The following is an 18805-nucleotide window of genomic DNA, read 5'->3' as shown; positions in this document are numbered from 1 at the left end:
TTCTGGCGGGACGACCTGCCCTTGCATGAGTCTAGCGTATGTTCGACAAACTTCTGATTGCCAACCGTGGCGCGATAGCGTGCCGTATTCTGCGTTCGCTGCGCGAGATGAACGTCCGTGGCGTCGCGGTCTATTCCGATGCCGATATCAGTAGCCTGCATATTCAGGACGCCGATGAAGCTATGAGCCTGGGCGAGGGCGCGGCGGCGCACACCTATCTGGATGTAGAAAAAATTCTCTCTACAGCTCGGCATAGCGGTGCGCAGGCCATTCATCCCGGCTACGGTTTTCTGTCCGAGAATGCGGCGTTTGCCGAAGCCTGCGAAGCGGCGCAGATCGCCTTTGTCGGGCCGACGCCACAGCAACTGCGGGTATTCGGCTTAAAGCATACGGCGCGCGCGCTGGCGAAAAAACACAACGTGCCGCTGCTGGAAGGCACCGAGCTGCTGGAAAATATTGATGCGGCCCTCGGTGCGGCGGTAGCGATCGGCTATCCGGTCATGCTTAAAAGCACGGCGGGCGGCGGCGGGATCGGGATGCGCGTCTGCTATAGCGCCACGGAATTGTCCGACGCGTTTGAAACGGTAAAACGTCTGGGGCAGAACAATTTCAGCGATGCAGGCGTATTCATCGAAAAGTATATCGAGCGCGCCCGGCATCTGGAGGTACAGATTTTTGGCGATGGTCAGGGCGACGTGCTGGCGTTGGGGGTTCGGGATTGTTCGGTACAGCGCCGTAACCAGAAGGTGATTGAAGAAACCCCCGCTCCCAACCTACCGGACGGGGTCGCCGATGCGCTGTGCGCGGCGGCAATCAGTCTGGCGCAGGCGGTGAATTACCGCAGTGCCGGAACGGTGGAATTCGTTTATGACAGCGCGACGGACCGTTTTTACTTTCTTGAAGTGAATACGCGTTTGCAAGTGGAACACGGCGTCACGGAACAGGTCTGGGGCGTGGATCTGGTGCGCTGGATGATCGAACTGGCGGCGGGGGATTTACCGCCGCTGCGCGAATTGGCCGTCGGACTGAATCCTCAGGGGCATGCGATTCAGGCGCGTCTGTACGCGGAAGATCCGGGCAAGCAGTTCCAGCCGTCGCCGGGGTTACTGACGGAAGTCGCGTTTCCCGCCGCGGAGGGGCATCGCCTGCGCATCGATACCTGGGTGACGGCCGGATGCGAGATCCCGCCGTTTTTCGACCCGATGCTGGCTAAGATTATCGCCTATGAACCTACCCGCGAGCAGGCGATGGCTGGGCTGGATCGGGCGCTGGCGGATACGCGACTCTACGGCGTGGAACACAACCGTGACTATCTGCGTCAGATTCTGGCGGCAGAGCCTTTTGCCAGTGGCCAACCGTGGACACGTTGTCTGGATGCGCTGGTCTATCAGGCGACAACCTGCGAAGTGGTGAGCGCGGGTACGCAGACCACCGTACAGGACTATCCCGGACGTCTCGGGTACTGGGCGGTCGGCGTGCCGCCATCGGGGCCAATGGACGATCGCGCGCTGCGTTTAGGCAACCGTCTGGTAGGGAATCCGGCGGGCACGGCCGCGCTGGAGATCACGATGAACGGGCCGACGTTGCGTTTTAATACGGATGCGGTGGCGGCGGTCACCGGTGCGGCTATCGCTATCGAATTGGACGGCAAGCCTGTCCTGATGGATAGCGTCTTTGCGATATCGGCGGGCGCCACGCTGCGCTTAGGTGCGGCGAATGCGCAGGGAGTCCGCAGCTATCTTTGTCTGCGTGGTGGTCTCGACGTGCCGGATTATCTCGGCAGTAAAAGCACCTTCACACTGGGGCAATTTGGTGGTCACGCGGGTAGAGCGCTACGGGCGGGTGATGTATTGCACCTCGCGCCGCTGGTTGACCGACGTATCGGCGACAGCCTGCCGGATGCGTTGCGCACCACGTTGTCTACCGTACGTGAACTGCGCGTGATTTATGGCCCACATGCAGCACCGGATTATTTCACGCCTGCCTATATGGACACGTTTCTCACCACCGAATGGGAAGTGCATTTTAACTCCAGCCGCACGGGCGTGCGTCTGATTGGTCCGAAACCGGAGTGGGTGCGCGACAGCGGCGGTGAGGCGGGGCTACACCCGTCGAATATTCACGATAACCCTTATGCTATCGGCGCGGTGGATTTCACCGGCGATATGCCGGTGATTCTGGGGCCGGATGGTCCGAGTCTGGGAGGCTTCGTTTGCCCGGTGACGGTGATTGAGGCCGATCTGTGGGCGCTGGGGCAGCTCAACGCCGGTGACCGCGTACGCTTTATTCCTGTCGATCTCCCCACGGCGCGCGTGCTGGCGCTGGCACGTCAGGCGGAGGTGGAGCAGCTTGCTCCGATTGCGATCGACTGGTCGCCTGCCGCGCTGATTTCTCCGGTGGTGTTGGATATCGGTGACGCGGATAAACGACTGGTTGCACGACTGTCCGGCGATACCCATTTACTGCTGGAAGTGGGGGCGGCGGAACTGGATGTCGCGCTGCGTTTCCGCGTCCATGCGCTGATGCTGGCGCTGGAACAACTGACGCTCGATGGCATCGTTGACGTGACGCCGGGTATCCGCTCATTACAGGTGCACTATCGTCCTGAAGCACTGTCGTTGCCGCATCTGTTGGACGTGCTGTCCATACTATGGCAGGACGTTTGCACCCAGCAGAATCTGACCGTGCCGTCGCGGGTGGTTTATCTGCCGCTGTCCTGGGACGATCCCGCTTGCCAACTGGCGATTCAAAAATACATGACCACGGTACGCAACGATGCGCCCTGGTGCCCGAGCAATCTTGAATTTATCCGGCGTATTAACGAGTTGGATAACCTCGATGAGGTTTACCGCACGGTTTTTGACGCCAGCTATCTGGTGATGGGGTTAGGCGATGTTTATCTCGGTGCACCGGTGGCAACGCCGCTGGATCCGCGCCATCGCTTAGTCACTACCAAATATAATCCGGCGCGCACCTGGACGGCGGAAAACTCGGTGGGCATTGGTGGTGCGTACCTGTGCGTTTACGGCATGGAAGGGCCGGGAGGCTACCAGTTTGTCGGACGTACGCTGCAAATGTGGGATCGCTATCGCGGCGTTGACGCGTTTGACGGTAAACCGTGGCTGCTACGCTTCTTTGACCAAATTCGCTTCTATCCGGTGTCGGCCGACGAATTGTTATCTATCCGACGGGATTTCCCGCTGGGGCGCTATCCGTTGCGGATCGAGCAAAGCGAGCTGGCGTTAAGCGCCTATCAGGATTTTCTGTCACGGGAAGCGGAGGGCATCGAGGCATTCCGCGTGCGTCAGCGGGCAGCGTTTGAGGCGGAGCGCGAACGCTGGCGTATTGCCGGTCAATTGGTGACGGATAGTGTCGACATGGTGATTGAGGAGGCGGACGACGCGCCGCTCCTGCCGGGACAGGTCGGCGTAGAAAGCCCGATTTCCGGCAATCTGTGGCAGGTGACGACGGAGGTCGGCAAAACGGTCGCGGAGGGAGAAACGCTGATGATTCTCGAATCGATGAAAATGGAAATTCCGATTGTATCGCCACAGCGTGGCACGGTGCGGGATATCCGCTGTCAGCCCGGTGCATCCGTGCGCGCTGGGCAGTGCGTGGTGGTGATCGAACCGCTAACGGAATAACGGTGGCGCACTGTCGTATATCCCCTTCATACTTCAAGTGGCATGTGGGGTTGAGCAGACGGTTAAGCAGGGTAGTAAGAGTGGCGGAGCGCTTGCCTTTGCGCCAGAGTAATACTCTGGCGTGAAACGACCTGTGATAAGTGTGGACACCATGCAAAGTCACATTGAGACGTTGCTGACGCTGGGGTTGTCAGAGTGAATAAAAGTGAGAGACATACACGTGCAACCAGTCAGGAAGGAGCGCATATTTTCTGATGAGAAAGAGGCTAACGGCGAACGTTCCTATTGAAAAAATAATATGAAAGCCGATCCAAAAACTAAACCAAAATTCGCCACGATGAAAGGTCACGTCTTTTCTATTAATTCTCTCGACTAACACGCCAGATTTGAGTCCGTTATAGACGTGAAAAATTTCCCATATTCCACCGCCAATGAGAAGTAGCGGTATGTAATCACGTAACCAATCCATTGCAATCTACTCTTTTAATATCGTTTTCGCGGAAGGATTCTATCATAACCGTCGAGGTGTCTATACAAACCTGTGGAAATTCAGTGCATTGCTTTTGAGTCAGATCAAATAGACGCAGCGAACGTAGATGTAGCCGGAATGAAATTGAGATTACGGGAAGATAATCAATGCAAACTCAACAGAGGATTGAGCAGATTGTTTTCAGTAGAAATAGTGGAAATAAAGTATTTTGAAAACAAGGAATGGTGCGTTCAATTGGACTCGAACCAACGACCCCCACCATGTCAAGGTGGTGCTCTAACCAACTGAGCTATGAACGCATTGAGATACCGGGCTGCCTGTCTGACAGCGAGGCGAATAGTAGCGAGCAAGGGGAAAGCTGGCAAGAGGAAAAATGCAATTTTGTGCTCTTGCCAGCGCGATTGCTGGGGTTGTATCCATTCCGTCGTTTTTTTCGACGTAAACTGGATGAAACGTTATCTAGCGGGCGGCGCGCGCTAAAATCCGTGCGGCGGGTTGGCGCTGGAGAAAACGAATCCGCGTCACCATCATCACGGCCGCTGCCGTCAGGCCAATGATGAAACCACACCAGAACCCCGCCGGCCCCATGCGTGGGACGATGATATCCGTCAACGCCAGCAGGTAGCCGCTCGGCAATCCCAGCACCCAGTACGCGGTGAACGTAATATAGAAAATCGACCGGGTATCTTTATAGCCGCGTAACACGCCACTGCCGATCGCCTGAACGGCATCGGAGATTTGATAAACGGCAGCCAGCAGCATGAGCTGAGAAGCCATCGCGACAACCAGCGGATCCTGATTGTAGAGCAGGGCGATAGGTTCACGCAGCAGCGTGGTGAAAATGGCTGTACAGCTGGCTAAGGCCACGCCAGCCATAATACCAGTGTGCGCGGCAATGCGGGCGTTCTCAACTGAACCTTCGCCTAAGCGATGCCCGATGCGAATGGTAGTGGCAACGCCAACCGAGAGCGGAAGAACAAACATCAGCGAACTGAAGTTCAGAGCAATCTGGTGACCAGCTACATCGACGACGCCCAGCGGCAACACCAATAGTGCCACCACGGCAAACAACGTGACTTCAAAAAGCAGCGCCAACGCGATGGGTAAACCGAGGCCAAAGAGGCGTTTTAGCACGGCACCGTCCAGACGGAATGCAGGGCGATGCAGGCGGATATCGCGTAGCCAGGAGGCGTGCCGGGTATAGAACATCATCAACAGCATCATGATCCAGTAAACCGACGCGGTCGCGACGCCGCAGCCTACGCCGCCCAGTTCGGGCATACCAAATTTGCCGTGGATAAAGACATAGTTAATCGGAATGTTGATTAACAGCCCGATGAACCCAATCATCATGCCGGGGTAGGTTTTGGACAGCCCTTCGCACTGGCAGCGTAAAACCTGATAGAACAGATAGCCGGGTACGCCCCACAGTAGCGCATGCAGGTAACCGATAGCCTTCGCGGCCAGTTCAGGCGAATCGTCGCTCATCAGATTGATGGCATATTCCCCTTGATACAGCGCCAGCATGGTAAATACGGAGATAATGGCGGCCAGAAAAAAGGATTGTCGTACCTGATGCGAGATGCGATCGCGTCGACCGGAACCGTTGAGCTGTGCGACAACGGGCGTCAGCGCTAACAGCAGACCGTGACCAAAAAGAATGGCGGGTAGCCAGATAGAGGTTCCCACGGCGACGGCGGCCATATCGGTGGCGCTATAGGCACCTGCCATGACGGTATCAACAACACCCATCGACGTTTGAGACACTTGCGCAATAATGACAGGAACAGCAAGCGCCGATAATTTACGCGCTTCTGTCAGATACTGTTGCACGGATACCTTCCTTGAATGACTTAATTTTGCTAGCAGGATGAATAATCTGGATATGAAAAACGTCAAGAATAAAACGAGATCGTTATTGTAACGACTTAATAAAAGTAAACCAGCTTGAAAGAGAATATATTCTTTTTGTTACGCAGTGGTTTCGATAGCGTACTGGCGTACCGTATTCCGGTTTGGTTTTCCGCGGAATATCGGGCACACTGCACAAAGTCATTTCTTTGTTTTTAAGAGGCAAACCGCATGTTTACCGGTATTGTTCAGGGCACCGCGCCGGTGGTGTCGATTGAAGAAAAATCCAACTTTCGTACGCACGTTGTCCAACTCCCCCCCGACCTGTTGCCAGGGCTGGTGCCCGGCGCTTCGGTGGCGCACAACGGCTGCTGCCTGACGGTAACTGCCATTGACGGCGATCGCGTCAGTTTTGATCTCATGAAGGAAACGCTGCGATTAACGAATCTGGGCGATATTCATGAAGGCGATGTCGTAAATATTGAGCGCGCCGCAAAATTCGGTGACGAGATTGGTGGACACGTCATGTCGGGCCACATCATGTGTACGGCTGAAGTGGTGAAGATTCAGGTTTCAGAGAATAACCATCAGATTTGGTTCCGCCTGGCAGATGAAGCGCTGATGAAATACGTGCTGCATAAAGGCTTCGTCGGGATTGATGGCATCAGCCTGACGGTAGGGGAAGTCACCCGCGGGCGTTTCTGCGTGCATTTAATTCCTGAAACGCTGAACCGCACGACGCTGGGACAGAAACGTCTGGGGCATCGCATCAACATTGAAATCGATCCGCAGACACAGGCCGTAGTGGACACCGTTGAACGCGTGTTGGCCAGCAAGCAGGCGAGCGACCCCGCCAACGAAGCGTAATTTCTACGTTGCCTGTTTTTGTAAATCAAACCGGACGAATAGCCTCGTCCGGTTTTTTCTTTTCTGTCAGCGTGAAACGCGTAATCCACCTTCGATCCCATCCAGGCTGAACACGACTTGCCAGAGCTGGAGCGTTCTTGCTCTGAAAGCACCGGCACAAAGGTTCAGATAGTAGCTGAACATCCGGCGGAAACGGATAGGGTAGCGTGTGGCAAGCTGTGGCCAGCTTTGCTGAAAGCGCGTATGCCACGCCATTAATGTGCGATCGTAATCGGCCCCGAAATTGTGCCAGTCCTCCATCACCATGTAAGGCTCACTCGCCTGCGCAATGTGCTGTATGGAGGGGATGCAGCCGTTGGGGAAGATGTATTTATGAATCCAGGGATCGACATGCGGATCGGTCTTATTGGCCCCGATGGTATGTAGCAGAAACAGCCCGTTAGGCTTTAGGTTACGCTGTACGACGCGAAAATAGCGGTCATAGTTGCGCGGCCCGACGTGTTCAAACATGCCAACCGATACCACGCGGTCAAATTGCCGATCGAGATCGCGGTAATCCTGTCGTTCAATGGTGACGTTCAGATTCTGACAGCGCTGCTGTGCCAGCATTTGCTGCTCTTTGGAAATGGTGATGCCATAAACCGAAACGCCGTAGTGACGCGCCGCGAACTCGGCAAGCCCGCCCCAGCCGCAGCCGATATCCAGCAGCGTCATGCCGGATTTAAGCTGGAGTTTTTCACAAATCATGGTGAGTTTATCTTCCTGTGCCTGTTCCAGCGTTTGTGCCTGTTTCCAGTAGGCGCAGGAGTATTGCATGTAAGGATCCAGCATGAGGGTAAAAAGATCGTTCCCCAGATCGTAGTGCACTTCACCGACCACTTGAGCGCGCCGACGGGATTGTAAATTCGTGACGCGAGAGAGGGCGACTCGCATGGCATCGTGCAGGCGGTGAGGCAAGGTGTTCCCTAGCCCTGCGCGCAGGACACGATGGAAAAACATATCCAGCCGTTCACACTCCCACCACCCATCCATATAGCTTTCACCTAATCCCAATGAACCTTCTCGCAAGACACGTTTAAAAATGCCGGGATTAATCACGCGGATGTCAAAAGGGCGGGTACCGTTGATTATGATATCCGCAGCGGCCAACTTATCCCGCATTATGCGGAACCAAGGCGTGGCATCGTGATCCCATTCTTCTGTATAAGGTGAACCCATCATGTCTCCTTAACTTTATGTAAAAGTATCGTAAAACACCTGGACAGCACTTATCGCAGCCGACGTAATCGGCTGTCACCAGAGGAAATGAAACGCGATAGTAGATTTATAACTGCTTCAGCCAGCATACAAGAAAATGGGCTGAAGCAGAGGGGAAAGCGAACAGGAATAGAAAAATCGTTTGGACGGTATTGCTGCCGTTAGCGGCGATAGTCGAGGTAAGGGCCGTCTGCAACCGAGCGGCGCTCAATCAGCGTCGGGTGCACTTCGATGACGTGCGCATCTTCCCGCTTGCTGGTAATGCGATCCAGCAACATCGCGAAAGCAGACTGACCCAGACGCTCTTTTGGCTGATGGATGGTCGTCAGTGCCGGCGTAAAGAAACGCGCGTGGCGCACGTTGTCATAACCGATCACCGAAATATCCTGCGGCACGCGCAGACCTAATTCATCGGCTGCACAGATCGCGCCCATCGCCATGATATCGCCACCGCAGAATACGGCCGTTGGCCGCTGTTTCTGCGCGAGAATCTGATGCATGGCTTTATAACCGGACTCCGGCTCGAAATCGCCCTGAACAACCCACTCTTCACGCACGGTGATGTCGGCTTCCTTCAACGCTTTTAAAAAGCCGAGGTAGCGTCCGCTGCCGGTGTTACGTTCTTGAATACCAGGAATAGCACCGATATCCCGATGACCACGTTCGATCAGGTAGCGACCGGCCATATAACCGCCTTCAAAGGCGTTATCGATAATCGTATCGGTAAAATCGCTGTGCATCTGTCCCCAGTCCATCACGACCATCGGAATGCTGCGATAATCTTTCAGCATCGCCAACAGTTCAGGTGGATATTCGGCGCACATGACCAGCAGGCCGTCGACGCGTTTTTGCGCCAGCATGGAGAGATAAGCGCGCTGTTTATCGATGTCGTTATGCGAATTACACAGCACCAGCGTGTAACCTTTGGCGTAGCAGCTGTTTTCGACAGCTTCAATGATTTCGGCGAAGTAGGGCGCTTCGCTGGATGTGGCCAGCAAACCGATAGATTTGGTGTGATTAACTTTGAGGCTGCGGGCGACGGCGCTGGGCGAATAGTGCAATTCTTTGATTGCCGCCCTGACGGCTGCCTTGGTCTCTTCGGCGACGAAACGTGTTTTATTGATCACGTGCGATACGGTTGTGGTGGAAACGCCAGCACGTTTTGCCACATCTTTAATCGTTGCCATCTAAAAATGACTCCTGAACTTACCTGTTACAGACGTAAGTATATTGTTAATCGTTTGCCTACGTTTAATGTTCTTCTTCTAAGCTAAAAAACAGGATTTCAGAAGGAGAATGCCGAATGTTATACCGAAGGGATCTGGGTTGACGTTTTTCGACTGATACGCAGCGCTTTCATAAACAGCGGATTGTGTCCGATTTATCATGAAAGTGAAAGGGGTAATTTATACTATTAGTGATGCATACGTCCGAGATTTTTCACTAGAATTATGAAAGAATCGTAATAACCCTATTATTTGTAGATTTAACTGCCTAAATGGGTTCGGCTGTGAATCGCGGTGTCTTTATTTCAGATAGCGCTTTCAGGTGAAATTTTCAGCTAAAATTTGTTCGCTAATAAAGGAGTGGTTTATGGATACAGATCTGAAGATGTCTTTGCTGACAACAGTTGGCTCGTTGGCTGTCATCATCACGTTTAGTTTTATTGCGGTGCTGAATTAACCGAACGATGCTCTGCACAGACTAGGTATTCAGACACGTTGATGCTACATAAAACGTGTCTGAATCATTTCCATTCGATGTAGGTTGTCTGTCTCTTAACGAATTGTCTGCGGTGTGACCACGCGACGCGCGCCCACGTAGTGCTCCTGCCAGTAATCTTCACTCAGCTTGCTGATACGAATATCTGAACCGGTACGCGGCGACTGAATAAATTTCCCTTCTCCCAGATAAACTCCGACGTGATCGGCTGCGCCACGATTATTGATGCGGAAGAACACCAAATCGCCGCTTTCCAGTTCGCTCTTTTTAATCGGAGCGGCGTCACGCAGATGATACATTTCGTTAGCGGTGCGCGGAATTTGAATCTTAACGACATCTTTGTATGCGTAATAGACCAGCCCGCTGCAGTCGAATCCAGTAAAGGGTGATGAACCGCCCCAGTGATAAGGCTTACCTATCTGGCTCATCAACTTATTCATCGCTGTCGTTTTGGCATGCTGATAACGCTTTTTATGTGCCGCGCTCAGCGCCATTCCTTTTTCCGTGGGTGACGGGTTTTTATCTACCTTTCCCTTGAGCACTGTCTTTTTCAGCCCGGTTTTGACTCTGACCTGTGCGGTCGTCTGCTTCTCTTCTTCAGGCTTCAGCTTTTTGAGGTTTTTTTTCACTAGCGCGGGCGTGCTGCTTTGCGTCCGAGATGGCTTTTTCTCTGTTGATTTGTTCGCGCTACGGGGCTTGGTTTTCGTGCTGGCTGCGGTAGGTTCTGGTTTTTTGCTTTTGATCGGTGTCGGTGATTTAGCATTACCCTTTGTTTGGCGGCTTTTTTTGTTGGTTTCTTCAACGGCGCTTTTCTTCGGCGCAGAATGCGGGGTATGCGGCGCAGCCTGAACGACGTTCAGGGATAGATTACTGAAAAATAATATAAAAAGAGTAATAAATAAGCGCATAATAAAAGTGACCGAACATAATCCTTAACTCGCTCAATCCGCACAGTATTCCTGAAAACGTCGTCATAAAAAAGTGGGCATGACCGCTTTATTCATACAGAATAGTGAAAAAACGTTAATAGTTGTTTTTTCGATTGATTTATCAACGCATTCTGGTGTTGATTTCATCAATGGTGAATAACTTGCAGGGAAAATACCCTTACAAAAAATGGCGTTTTTTTGTGGCTAGTGGCATCGGTACAATATCACTGAGTCAATGTCGCTGTCGTAGTACCTCTGACGGCGGCTCATGGCTAGCGTTTTGGACGTTAGCCATCCTATAGGTTTAAGGAAGCAAGAAGATGACGACACCGACAATTGAAAAAATTCAGCGCCAAATTGCTGAAAACCCGATTTTGCTGTACATGAAAGGCTCCCCGAAATTGCCAAGCTGCGGTTTTTCCGCACAGACCGTTCAGGCGCTGTCTGCATGTGGCGAGCGTTTTGCGTATGTTGATATTTTACAGAACCCGGATATCCGCGCTGAGCTTCCGAAGTACGCGAACTGGCCGACATTCCCGCAGCTGTGGGTTGATGGTGAGTTGATTGGCGGTTGTGATATCGTGGTTGAAATGTTTCAGCGTGGCGAACTGCAACCGCTGATCAAAGAAACGGCAGACAAATACAAATCGCAGCAGGCCGATCAAGAGTAATACTTTCTTTTGGCGTAATGACGATGCGTAATGTTGTTACGATGCGAGCGTAAATCCTCTTCCAGCGGGTGCCTCATGGCACCCGTTTTTTGTTTTCTGACTTTCCCATTTTTTCAGTCTTCGGCGGACACGTCTTCCAGCGAATTTTCTTCCAGCGCAATCGGCCAGCCGCCTAGGCGTTTCCAGCGATTAACCAACTCACAGAACAGTAATGCCGTCTGGTTGGTGTCATACAGCGCGGAGTGTGCCTGACTGGAGTCAAACGCAATCCCTGCGGTAATACAGGCCTTAGCTAGTACGGTTTGGCCCAGCACCAGCCCGCTGAGTGCGGCGGTATCGAAGGTAGCGAAAGGGTGGAACGGGTTACGTTTCAGGCTACAGCGCTCTGCTGCTGCCATCATGAAACTGTGATCGAATGTGGCGTTATGCGCCACGATAATGGCACGATTACAGTTTTGCTCCTTGATCCCTTTGCGCACGACTTTGAAAATTTCATGCAGTGCATCATATTCGCTCACTGCACCGCGTAGCGGGTTTGTGGGGTCAATACCGTTAAATGCCAGCGCGGCGGGTTCGAGGATCGCGCCTTCGAATGGCTCAACATGAAAATGTAGCGTTTCATCTGGCTGCAACCAACCGTCTTGATCCATTTTTAATGTTACCGCCGCAACTTCCAGCAAGGCATCGGTTTTCGCATTGAATCCGGCAGTTTCAACATCAATCACTACCGGGTAAAACCCACGAAAACGACCGCTCAGGGCGTTCAGATCACTTTTATCAGCCATTTGTCTCTTAATTGTTAGCAAAATGCAGCGCGCATTATTGCAAATTTTGGCCGGAGATGCAGCATGCCGTTGCCGTTCAAACGAGGGTGATGGCAGAAGAAGGGGGGAGAACAGGTGCCGCTGTAGCACCTGTATAAGGCGAGATATTAGCGGCCGATGCCGTTACCCGCGTGGGCATTTTCGATCAATTCGATTTTATAACCGTCTGGATCTTCAATGAACGCGATGACGGTGGTGCCGCCTTTGACCGGACCGGCTTCGCGCGTGACATTGCCACCTGCTTTGCGGATACGCTCACAGGTTGCGGCAACATCGTCGACGCCCAGTGCGATGTGACCATAGGCGTTGCCCAGATCATAACTGTCGACGCCCCAGTTGTAGGTCAGTTCAATAACCGCACCTTCGCTCTCTTCGGTATAACCGACGAAAGCCAGCGTGTATTTGTATTCGGTATTTTCGCTGGTGCGCAGCACGCGCATTCCCAGAACCTGAGTATAAAAATCGATAGAACGTTGTAAATCGCCAACACGCAGCATGGTGTGAAGTAAACGCATAGTGTCCTCGTTAAAAAGTGCAACAAAAGGGAAGTATAGCGTTGTGGCTCTGTCGAGTCCAAGCTGTTGGGATGATGCTAAAAATGCGACACGATGGTGAGGTTTGTGTTAAAACGTACTAACAGGAGGGGCAAATAGCGCGTTGGAGCACTTTTAGAACGCCTGACGTGTAAAAAAATCGTCAGTTATTACAATGGTTATCTAATTATTTTCATTATGACTGTCTGTTTTGGCTTGCCAGCGGTAAAGAACAGGGCTTCAATAAATAGAGTTGTCGCAGGAGGTGTTGTGCCAGAGCAACTTGAACTCTTTGTTGTCCCTAATCCATGCCGTGGTATTTGTCAGGCGGATGAAGGCGGGTATTGTCGCGGTTGCTTTCGCAGTCGTAATGAACGCTTTAGTTGGGGCCAAATGAGTGATGCGCAGAAACAGGATGTGCTGCGTTTGTGTCGGCAGAGAATGAAACGCTCACAGCGTTCAGAGAAAACCGATACACCAGCAGAATCCCGTCAGCCATCGTTGTTTTAAGTCATCTTGTCTTAGATGATCTATTTACGTGAAATTTTGTTTAAGCAACGCAGGAGCGTTCGATTGAATAAAATAAGCCTGAGATCATTTTTAGAAGACTTTTATTTGATAGAATCCATTTCACGATGGTTCTATTTTTACAACAATAAAGTCGTTTCTTATTTTATAAATCAGAGTTGATTGCAATCCAGGGATATAACTTAGCGTGCTAACAATAAGGAGAGGTGATGGAATTGCCATTAGGATCTGATTTAGCCCGTCTGGTGCGCGTGTGGCGTGCGCTGGTCGATCATCGATTAAAACCACTTGAACTGACCCAGACGCATTGGGTTACGCTGCATAACATATACCATCTACCCCCTGGTCAGTCGCAGATTCAGCTGGCCAAAGCGATAGGTATTGAGCAACCCTCATTAGTCCGAACACTGGATCAGCTTGAGGAGAAAGGGTTAATCACTCGCCACGTTTGTGCGCACGATCGTCGGGCAAAACGTATTATGCTGACCGAATCAGCAGAGCCGATTATACAGGCAGTCAATGGTGTAATTAGCCATACACGTAATGAAGTATTATTTGGAATTACGCCGGAGCAGGTTGATGAATTAGCGCTGCTGGTTGCGCGCCTTGAGAAAAATATATTGGCATTACATGAAAATCAAGCGTAGCTAAATTTGGGTTACGCAGAGGGAGAATTAAATCCCGGCAATATTACCGGTATCTGTTATTGGTTGTTTATTCCGGGAGTTGATTATTCGTTGTGACGCTCGCCACAGACCGTGGCGAGCGTCACACAGCATCAGCGTGGAGAAACGGTGATACTGCGGCCATTGCTGGCCATAGCAACGCGTTGACCTGCGCTGAATTTAGTATCGCCTTGTTTCTGTACCACCATAATGGTACTACCGTCATCACGACGAATTTCCAGTTCTACACCTTGCGTGCGGTTCAGTGCACCTGTGGCGCTTTGACCCGCTACACCGCCGGCGACTGCGCCAGCTGCTGTTGCCAGACTACGACCGGAACCGCCGCCGATAGTGTTACCCAGGAAACCACCCAATACGGCACCACCCAGTGCGCCGATCACGTTAGAATCTTCTCCCGCCTGAATCTGAACCGGGCGCGTAGAAACAATCGTACCGTAGGTAACGGTCTGTACCTGTTTAGCTTCGGATGCACTGTAAACATCACCTGAAAGCGTACTGGTATTAGCACAACCAGCCAGCGTGATACCTGCAAGGGTAACCACAAGTAAACGCTTCATCATAATTCAAACTCCTTAATCGCGAATATGTCGGGCTGGCACAGCCGCGGCCGACGCAGTGTTATACCAATAAATTATGGTCTGGCTCAGTGTAGCATGCCACTCTTTTTACTCTTTTTTTCAGAATATAATAGTGCGCTTAAATTTCGTATAAACAGAGAAGTAAATAGCACGAGAAGTGGTTTTTTTTGTAGCAAATATTATCAAAAACCCACATTTGGTTAAAACCTAGCCCGTGTGGCAAAAACGCAAAAAATTTAATAATTCAGCGTGTTAACGTGCTACTTTTATTCTCGATATAACGGTTGTTATCGGTGTTCTCTTTTTATCCCACAAGGGCAAAGGCTACATAATGAGATCAGGCAGATATATTGGCGTAATGTCCGGCACCAGCCTCGATGGTGTGGATGTTGTGCTAGCCGCGATTGACGAACATACGGTTGCTCAGCAGGCCAGCTACTGTCACCCGATACCGCAGGACATCAAAATGGCGATCCTGGGGATGTGTCAGGGGCAGGCGGTGACACTGTCGGCGCTGGGGCAGTTGGATACGCGTCTGGGGATCTTGTTTGCCGAAGCGGTGCTGACGCTGCTTAAAGAAACGGAGTTGAGAGCCCAGGATATTACGGCGATTGGCTGTCACGGGCAAACGGTCTGGCATGAGCCCACGGGTGATGCGCCCTGCACGTTGCAGATCGGTGATAATAACCGTGTCGCCGCATTGACAGGTATTACGACCGTGGGGGATTTTCGCCGCCGCGATTTGGCTTACGGTGGGCAAGGTGCACCGCTGGTGCCATCGTTCCACCATGCGTTGCTGCTACATCCTGTCGAACGGCGTATCGTGCTCAACATTGGAGGCATCGCCAATCTGTCGCTGTTGGTGCCGGGTGCGCCCGTGCGCGGTTACGATACCGGTCCCGGAAATATGCTGCTGGATGCCTGGATCTGGCGGCATTGTGCACAACCGTATGATAAAGACGCCGTGTGGGCGATGAGCGGGCAGGTGAATCCGCTGTTGCTTCGTCGGATGTTGACCGATCCGTATTTTGCGTTACGGGCGCCCAAAAGCACCGGACGCGAGTATTTCAACCTGAGCTGGCTGGAGAGAATGCTGGCTGGCCTGCCGCCGATGGCACCGCAGGATGTTCAGGCAACGCTGGTTGAGTTAACCGCGATGAGCATCGCCGAACAGGTGCTGCTGGTCGGCGGATGTGAACGTTTACTGGTTTGTGGCGGTGGAGCGCGTAATCCGCTCATCATGACGCGTCTCTCGGCGCTGCTGCCGGGCATCGAAGTCAGTACGACGGATGAATGTGGCGTAAGCGGCGATGACATGGAAGCGTTGGCATTTGCCTGGCTAGCTTCACGCACGCTGTCGGGACTGTCTGGCAATCTGCCTTCCGTCACGGGAGCGAGTCAGGAAACGGTATTAGGCGCGATTTATCCGGTCAACGCGGATTAATCGGATTTTGCCGAGAGGTTCATGTTTATCCTCTTGTTAAACTTCAGTATGCGGCCGTGTCAGTTGCCGCCATCGACAAGAATGACAGGAGAAAAAAATGAAACGATTGCTGACAGGGACAGCGCTGATTCTGCTGAGCGGATGCAGCTATTTCGGTCATAAACAAACGGTTGAAACGCTGCATTATCAATGCGGCACCATGCCGCTCACGGTGACACTACAGCAGGGCGGTGAAACGCCTTCGCAGGTGAGTTTCCTGCTAGATGGCGAACGCCTTGCTCTCCCTCAGGTGGTGTCCGCTTCTGGCGTCAGATACAGCAATGACACCTACACATTCTGGAGCAAAGGCGATCGTGCATTTATCCAACGTGGTGAACGGGTTATCGTGGATGACTGCATATTGGCACCGATGTAACTACGCCGCACGGTTGCGGTGTTACTGCTGATTGCGATTTTTCGGGTACGGGAGCAAAATGGGATTTTCGCCCGCTTCTGGCCCGACATTGCGACAGCAGGATATTATGACTCAGGAACGCACGCCCTCTGACAGTACTCCTCTTCTTCAATCCGCCGATATTGCCGACATCCGCCGTGAATACACGCGTGGTGGGCTTCGTCGTAGCGATCTTCCCGCTAACCCGCTGGACTTATTTGAACGCTGGCTGAAGCAGGCCTGTGACGCGAAACTGGCCGATCCTACCGCAATGTCCGTCGCGACCGTTGATGAGCACGGGCAACCTTACCAGCGCATCGTTCTGCTTAAGCACTATGACGAGAAAGGCATGGTGTTTTATACCAATATGGGCAGTCGCAAAGCCCGTCATCTGGAAAACAACCCACGTATCAGCTTGTTGTTCCCTTGGCATATGCTGGAACGACAGGTGATAGTGCTGGGACGGGTGGAGAAGCTCCCTGCGCTTGAGGTGCTGAAATATTTCCACAGTCGCCCGAAAGACAGTCAGATTGGCGCATGGGTATCCAAGCAGTCCAGCCGGATTTCAGCGCGCGGTGTGTTGGAAAGCAAATTTTTGGAATTGAAGCAAAAATTCCAGAATGGCGAGGTGCCTTTGCCGAGTTTCTGGGGAGGCTTCCGCGTCGTTATCGATTCTGTCGAATTTTGGCAGGGCGGAGAACACCGCTTGCACGATCGATTTTTTTACCAGCGACAGGAAGAAGGCTGGCAGATTGATCGTTTAGCGCCTTAATCGCGAAATATCCGTGTTAAACGCTGGCGCTCCTATCATCAGCACTTTATCCTATGAAGTTTCGCGTTGACTGGGCATTGCGCGGCAATATGGCGTTCGTAGCCTATTGCATAAGGTAATGCGACAGCGAAATCATCATGCGGCAGCAGGCAGGTATGCTGCGCATTTCTCACGGCGTTGTGCGTCACCCAAAGAGGGTGCGTAACAGCCTGTTTTTTATAAAAATGGAGTTATCGATGGCGAGTAGTAACCTGATTAAACAATTGCAAGAGCGGGGCTTGATTGCCCAGGTGACGGATGAGGGTGCGTTAGCAGAGCGGCTGGCGCAAGGGCCAATTGCACTGTATTGCGGCTTTGATCCCACCGCTGACAGCTTGCATTTGGGGCATCTGGTGCCACTGCTTTGCCTGAAACGCTTCCAACTGGCTGGCCACAAACCGGTGGCACTGGTAGGCGGCGCCACGGGGCTGATCGGTGACCCAAGTTTTAAAGCGACAGAACGTAAGCTGAACACGGCCGACACCGTGGGTGAATGGGTAGAGAAAATCCGTCGTCAGGTTTCTCCATTCCTGGATTTTGACTGCGGCAAAAACAGCGCGATTGCAGCCAATAACTACGATTGGTTTGGCGGTATGAACGTGCTGGATTTCCTGCGTGACATCGGCAAACATTTCTCCGTTAATCAGATGATTAACAAAGAAGCCGTCAAACAGCGTTTAAACCGTGATGACGTGGGCATTTCCTTCACCGAGTTTTCTTACAACCTGTTGCAGGGATATGACTTTGCCTCGCTGAACAAGCAGCATGACGTCGAGCTGCAAATTGGTGGTTCTGATCAGTGGGGCAACATCACGTCCGGCATCGATTTGACACGCCGTATGAACCAGAAACAGGTTTACGGTTTGACCGTGCCATTGATCACCAAATCGGATGGGACGAAATTCGGTAAAACGGAAGGCGGCGCGATCTGGTTGGATGCCAGCAAGACCAGCCCTTACAAATTCTACCAATTCTGGATCAACACGTCAGATGCCGATGTGTACCGTTTCCTGAAATTCTTCACATTCATGAGCCTCGAAGACATCGACGCGCTGGAAGAAGAAGACAAAAACAGCGGTAAGGCTCCGCGTGCGCAGTATGTGCTGGCAGAAGAAGTGACCCGTATGGTGCATGGCGAAGCGGGTCTGGAAGCGGCTCGTCGTATTACACAAAGCCTGTTCTCTGGCGCATTGCAGGATATGACGCAGGACGATTTTGCCCAACTGGCGCAGGATGGTATGCCGATTATCGAACTGGAAAACGGCGCCGATTTGCAACAGGCGTTGGTGAGTGCCGAACTGGTGCCGTCACGCGGTCAGGCTCGTACGATGATCTCCTCGAATGCGGTAACCATTAACGGCGAAAAACAGGCCGATCCTGAATACACCTTCAGCGCGTCTGACCGTCTGTTTGATCGCTACACCTTGTTGCGCCGCGGTAAAAAGCACTACTGCCTGATCTGCTGGAAAGCATAAGCATTACCGATAAGGGAGCGCCAGCTCCCTTTCTTCTTGTAAGTTGAGGCGCGCAGGCGCTG

Annotated in this window: 17 protein-coding genes and 1 tRNA gene; 10 read left to right on the top strand and 8 right to left on the bottom strand. The window is 52.4% G+C overall.

The genetic code is table 11. From position 1 onward, the window contains the following. The first annotated feature begins 38 nt into the window (after positions 1-38). Complete coding sequence (uca, locus tag I2D83_RS12805; RefSeq protein WP_205946640.1) at positions 39-3644, top strand: urea carboxylase; 3606 nt, start codon at positions 39-41, stop codon at positions 3642-3644. 712 nt (positions 3645-4356) lie between these two features. Here uca and I2D83_RS12800 read toward each other — a convergent pair. After that, positions 4357-4433, bottom strand: a tRNA-Val gene (locus I2D83_RS12800). A 160-nt stretch (positions 4434-4593) separates the two neighbouring features. Then, positions 4594-5967 (bottom strand): MATE family efflux transporter, encoded by a 1374-nt coding sequence (locus I2D83_RS12795; protein WP_205946639.1) that lies wholly within the window; start codon positions 5965-5967, stop codon positions 4594-4596. 249 nt (positions 5968-6216) lie between these two features. Between I2D83_RS12795 and I2D83_RS12790 the strand changes: the two genes are divergently transcribed. Further along, complete coding sequence (locus tag I2D83_RS12790; RefSeq protein ID WP_015840603.1) at positions 6217-6852, top strand: riboflavin synthase; 636 nt, start codon at positions 6217-6219, stop codon at positions 6850-6852. Between the two features lie 66 nt (positions 6853-6918). Here I2D83_RS12790 and cfa read toward each other — a convergent pair whose 3' ends face one another. After that, entirely contained in the window at positions 6919-8070 is a 1152-nt protein-coding gene (gene cfa / locus I2D83_RS12785) for a cyclopropane fatty acyl phospholipid synthase (protein WP_205948183.1), read from the bottom strand. Positions 8071-8270: 200 nt separating this feature from the next. Next, positions 8271-9296 carry an HTH-type transcriptional repressor PurR gene (gene purR, locus I2D83_RS12780; RefSeq protein WP_205946638.1) on the bottom strand — a complete coding sequence of 342 codons (1026 nt, stop codon included), beginning with the start codon at positions 9294-9296 and terminating at the stop codon, positions 8271-8273. A 406-nt stretch (positions 9297-9702) separates the two neighbouring features. Between purR and cydH the strand changes: the two genes are divergently transcribed. Continuing rightward, complete coding sequence (cydH, locus tag I2D83_RS12775; RefSeq protein ID WP_129706256.1) at positions 9703-9792, top strand: cytochrome bd-I oxidase subunit CydH; 90 nt, start codon at positions 9703-9705, stop codon at positions 9790-9792. Positions 9793-9887: 95 nt separating this feature from the next. On the opposite strand, the gene I2D83_RS12770 is transcribed toward cydH, so the two are convergent. Next, on the bottom strand, positions 9888-10739 hold the full coding sequence (locus I2D83_RS12770) for a C40 family peptidase (RefSeq protein WP_015840600.1): 852 nt from the start codon (positions 10737-10739) through the stop codon (positions 9888-9890). Between the two features lie 341 nt (positions 10740-11080). Here I2D83_RS12770 and I2D83_RS12765 point away from each other — a divergent pair, with 341 nt between their 5' ends. Next, entirely contained in the window at positions 11081-11431 is a 351-nt protein-coding gene (locus I2D83_RS12765; RefSeq protein ID WP_015840599.1) for a Grx4 family monothiol glutaredoxin, read from the top strand. Between the two features lie 113 nt (positions 11432-11544). On the opposite strand, the gene rnt is transcribed toward I2D83_RS12765, so the two are convergent. After that, the gene (gene rnt, locus I2D83_RS12760) at positions 11545-12216 is read right to left on the bottom strand and encodes a ribonuclease T (protein WP_015840598.1); all 672 of its coding nucleotides are present in this window, start codon (positions 12214-12216) and stop codon (positions 11545-11547) included. A 146-nt stretch (positions 12217-12362) separates the two neighbouring features. Continuing rightward, complete coding sequence (gene gloA / locus I2D83_RS12755) at positions 12363-12770, bottom strand: lactoylglutathione lyase (RefSeq protein ID WP_015840597.1); 408 nt, start codon at positions 12768-12770, stop codon at positions 12363-12365. A 288-nt stretch (positions 12771-13058) separates the two neighbouring features. Between gloA and I2D83_RS12750 the strand changes: the two genes are divergently transcribed. Beyond that, positions 13059-13298 carry a DUF1289 domain-containing protein gene (locus I2D83_RS12750; RefSeq protein ID WP_015840596.1) on the top strand — a complete coding sequence of 80 codons (240 nt, stop codon included), beginning with the start codon at positions 13059-13061 and terminating at the stop codon, positions 13296-13298. Between the two features lie 227 nt (positions 13299-13525). Next, positions 13526-13963, top strand: a complete 438-nt coding sequence (gene slyA / locus I2D83_RS12745; RefSeq protein ID WP_015840595.1) for a transcriptional regulator SlyA — start codon at positions 13526-13528, stop codon at positions 13961-13963. 131 nt (positions 13964-14094) lie between these two features. Here slyA and I2D83_RS12740 read toward each other — a convergent pair whose 3' ends face one another. After that, positions 14095-14562, bottom strand: coding sequence for an outer membrane lipoprotein (locus I2D83_RS12740; RefSeq protein WP_015840594.1), 468 nt, complete (start codon positions 14560-14562; stop codon positions 14095-14097). Between the two features lie 349 nt (positions 14563-14911). Between I2D83_RS12740 and anmK the strand changes: the two genes are divergently transcribed. The 4 genes from anmK to tyrS all read left to right on the top strand — a co-directional run bounded on the left by anmK (position 14912) and on the right by tyrS (position 18743). Next, positions 14912-16024 (top strand): anhydro-N-acetylmuramic acid kinase, encoded by a 1113-nt coding sequence (gene anmK / locus I2D83_RS12735; RefSeq protein ID WP_181844799.1) that lies wholly within the window; start codon positions 14912-14914, stop codon positions 16022-16024. Positions 16025-16121: 97 nt separating this feature from the next. Further along, positions 16122-16439, top strand: coding sequence for an MliC family protein (locus I2D83_RS12730; RefSeq protein ID WP_015840592.1), 318 nt, complete (start codon positions 16122-16124; stop codon positions 16437-16439). 106 nt (positions 16440-16545) lie between these two features. Next, positions 16546-17229, top strand: coding sequence for a pyridoxamine 5'-phosphate oxidase (gene pdxH, locus I2D83_RS12725; RefSeq protein WP_205948182.1), 684 nt, complete (start codon positions 16546-16548; stop codon positions 17227-17229). A gap of 236 nt (positions 17230-17465) precedes the next feature. Further along, positions 17466-18743, top strand: a complete 1278-nt coding sequence (gene tyrS / locus I2D83_RS12720; protein ID WP_205946637.1) for a tyrosine--tRNA ligase — start codon at positions 17466-17468, stop codon at positions 18741-18743. Positions 18744-18805: the final 62 nt, after the last annotated feature.

Source organism: Pectobacterium aroidearum (assembly GCF_015689195.1).
Lineage (GTDB): Bacteria > Pseudomonadota > Gammaproteobacteria > Enterobacterales > Enterobacteriaceae > Pectobacterium > Pectobacterium aroidearum.
This window is presented reverse-complemented; position numbering and strand designations above follow the sequence as displayed.

What these genes read in the sequence shown, in the direction of transcription:
- uca (WP_205946640.1), top strand. Translation starts at nt 39, where the DNA reads ATGTTCGACAAACTTCTGATTGCCAACCGTGGCGCGATAGCGTGCCGT.
- I2D83_RS12790 (WP_015840603.1), top strand. Translation starts at nt 6,217, where the DNA reads ATGTTTACCGGTATTGTTCAGGGCACCGCGCCGGTGGTGTCGATTGAA.
- cfa (WP_205948183.1), bottom strand. Translation starts at nt 8,070, where the DNA reads ATGGGTTCACCTTATACAGAAGAATGGGATCACGATGCCACGCCTTGG.
- purR (WP_205946638.1), bottom strand. Translation starts at nt 9,296, where the DNA reads ATGGCAACGATTAAAGATGTGGCAAAACGTGCTGGCGTTTCCACCACA.
- cydH (WP_129706256.1), top strand. Translation starts at nt 9,703, where the DNA reads ATGGATACAGATCTGAAGATGTCTTTGCTGACAACAGTTGGCTCGTTG.
- I2D83_RS12770 (WP_015840600.1), bottom strand. Translation starts at nt 10,739, where the DNA reads ATGCGCTTATTTATTACTCTTTTTATATTATTTTTCAGTAATCTATCC.
- I2D83_RS12765 (WP_015840599.1), top strand. Translation starts at nt 11,081, where the DNA reads ATGACGACACCGACAATTGAAAAAATTCAGCGCCAAATTGCTGAAAAC.
- rnt (WP_015840598.1), bottom strand. Translation starts at nt 12,216, where the DNA reads ATGGCTGATAAAAGTGATCTGAACGCCCTGAGCGGTCGTTTTCGTGGG.
- gloA (WP_015840597.1), bottom strand. Translation starts at nt 12,770, where the DNA reads ATGCGTTTACTTCACACCATGCTGCGTGTTGGCGATTTACAACGTTCT.
- slyA (WP_015840595.1), top strand. Translation starts at nt 13,526, where the DNA reads ATGGAATTGCCATTAGGATCTGATTTAGCCCGTCTGGTGCGCGTGTGG.
- I2D83_RS12740 (WP_015840594.1), bottom strand. Translation starts at nt 14,562, where the DNA reads ATGATGAAGCGTTTACTTGTGGTTACCCTTGCAGGTATCACGCTGGCT.
- anmK (WP_181844799.1), top strand. Translation starts at nt 14,912, where the DNA reads ATGAGATCAGGCAGATATATTGGCGTAATGTCCGGCACCAGCCTCGAT.
- I2D83_RS12730 (WP_015840592.1), top strand. Translation starts at nt 16,122, where the DNA reads ATGAAACGATTGCTGACAGGGACAGCGCTGATTCTGCTGAGCGGATGC.
- pdxH (WP_205948182.1), top strand. Translation starts at nt 16,546, where the DNA reads ATGACTCAGGAACGCACGCCCTCTGACAGTACTCCTCTTCTTCAATCC.
- tyrS (WP_205946637.1), top strand. Translation starts at nt 17,466, where the DNA reads ATGGCGAGTAGTAACCTGATTAAACAATTGCAAGAGCGGGGCTTGATT.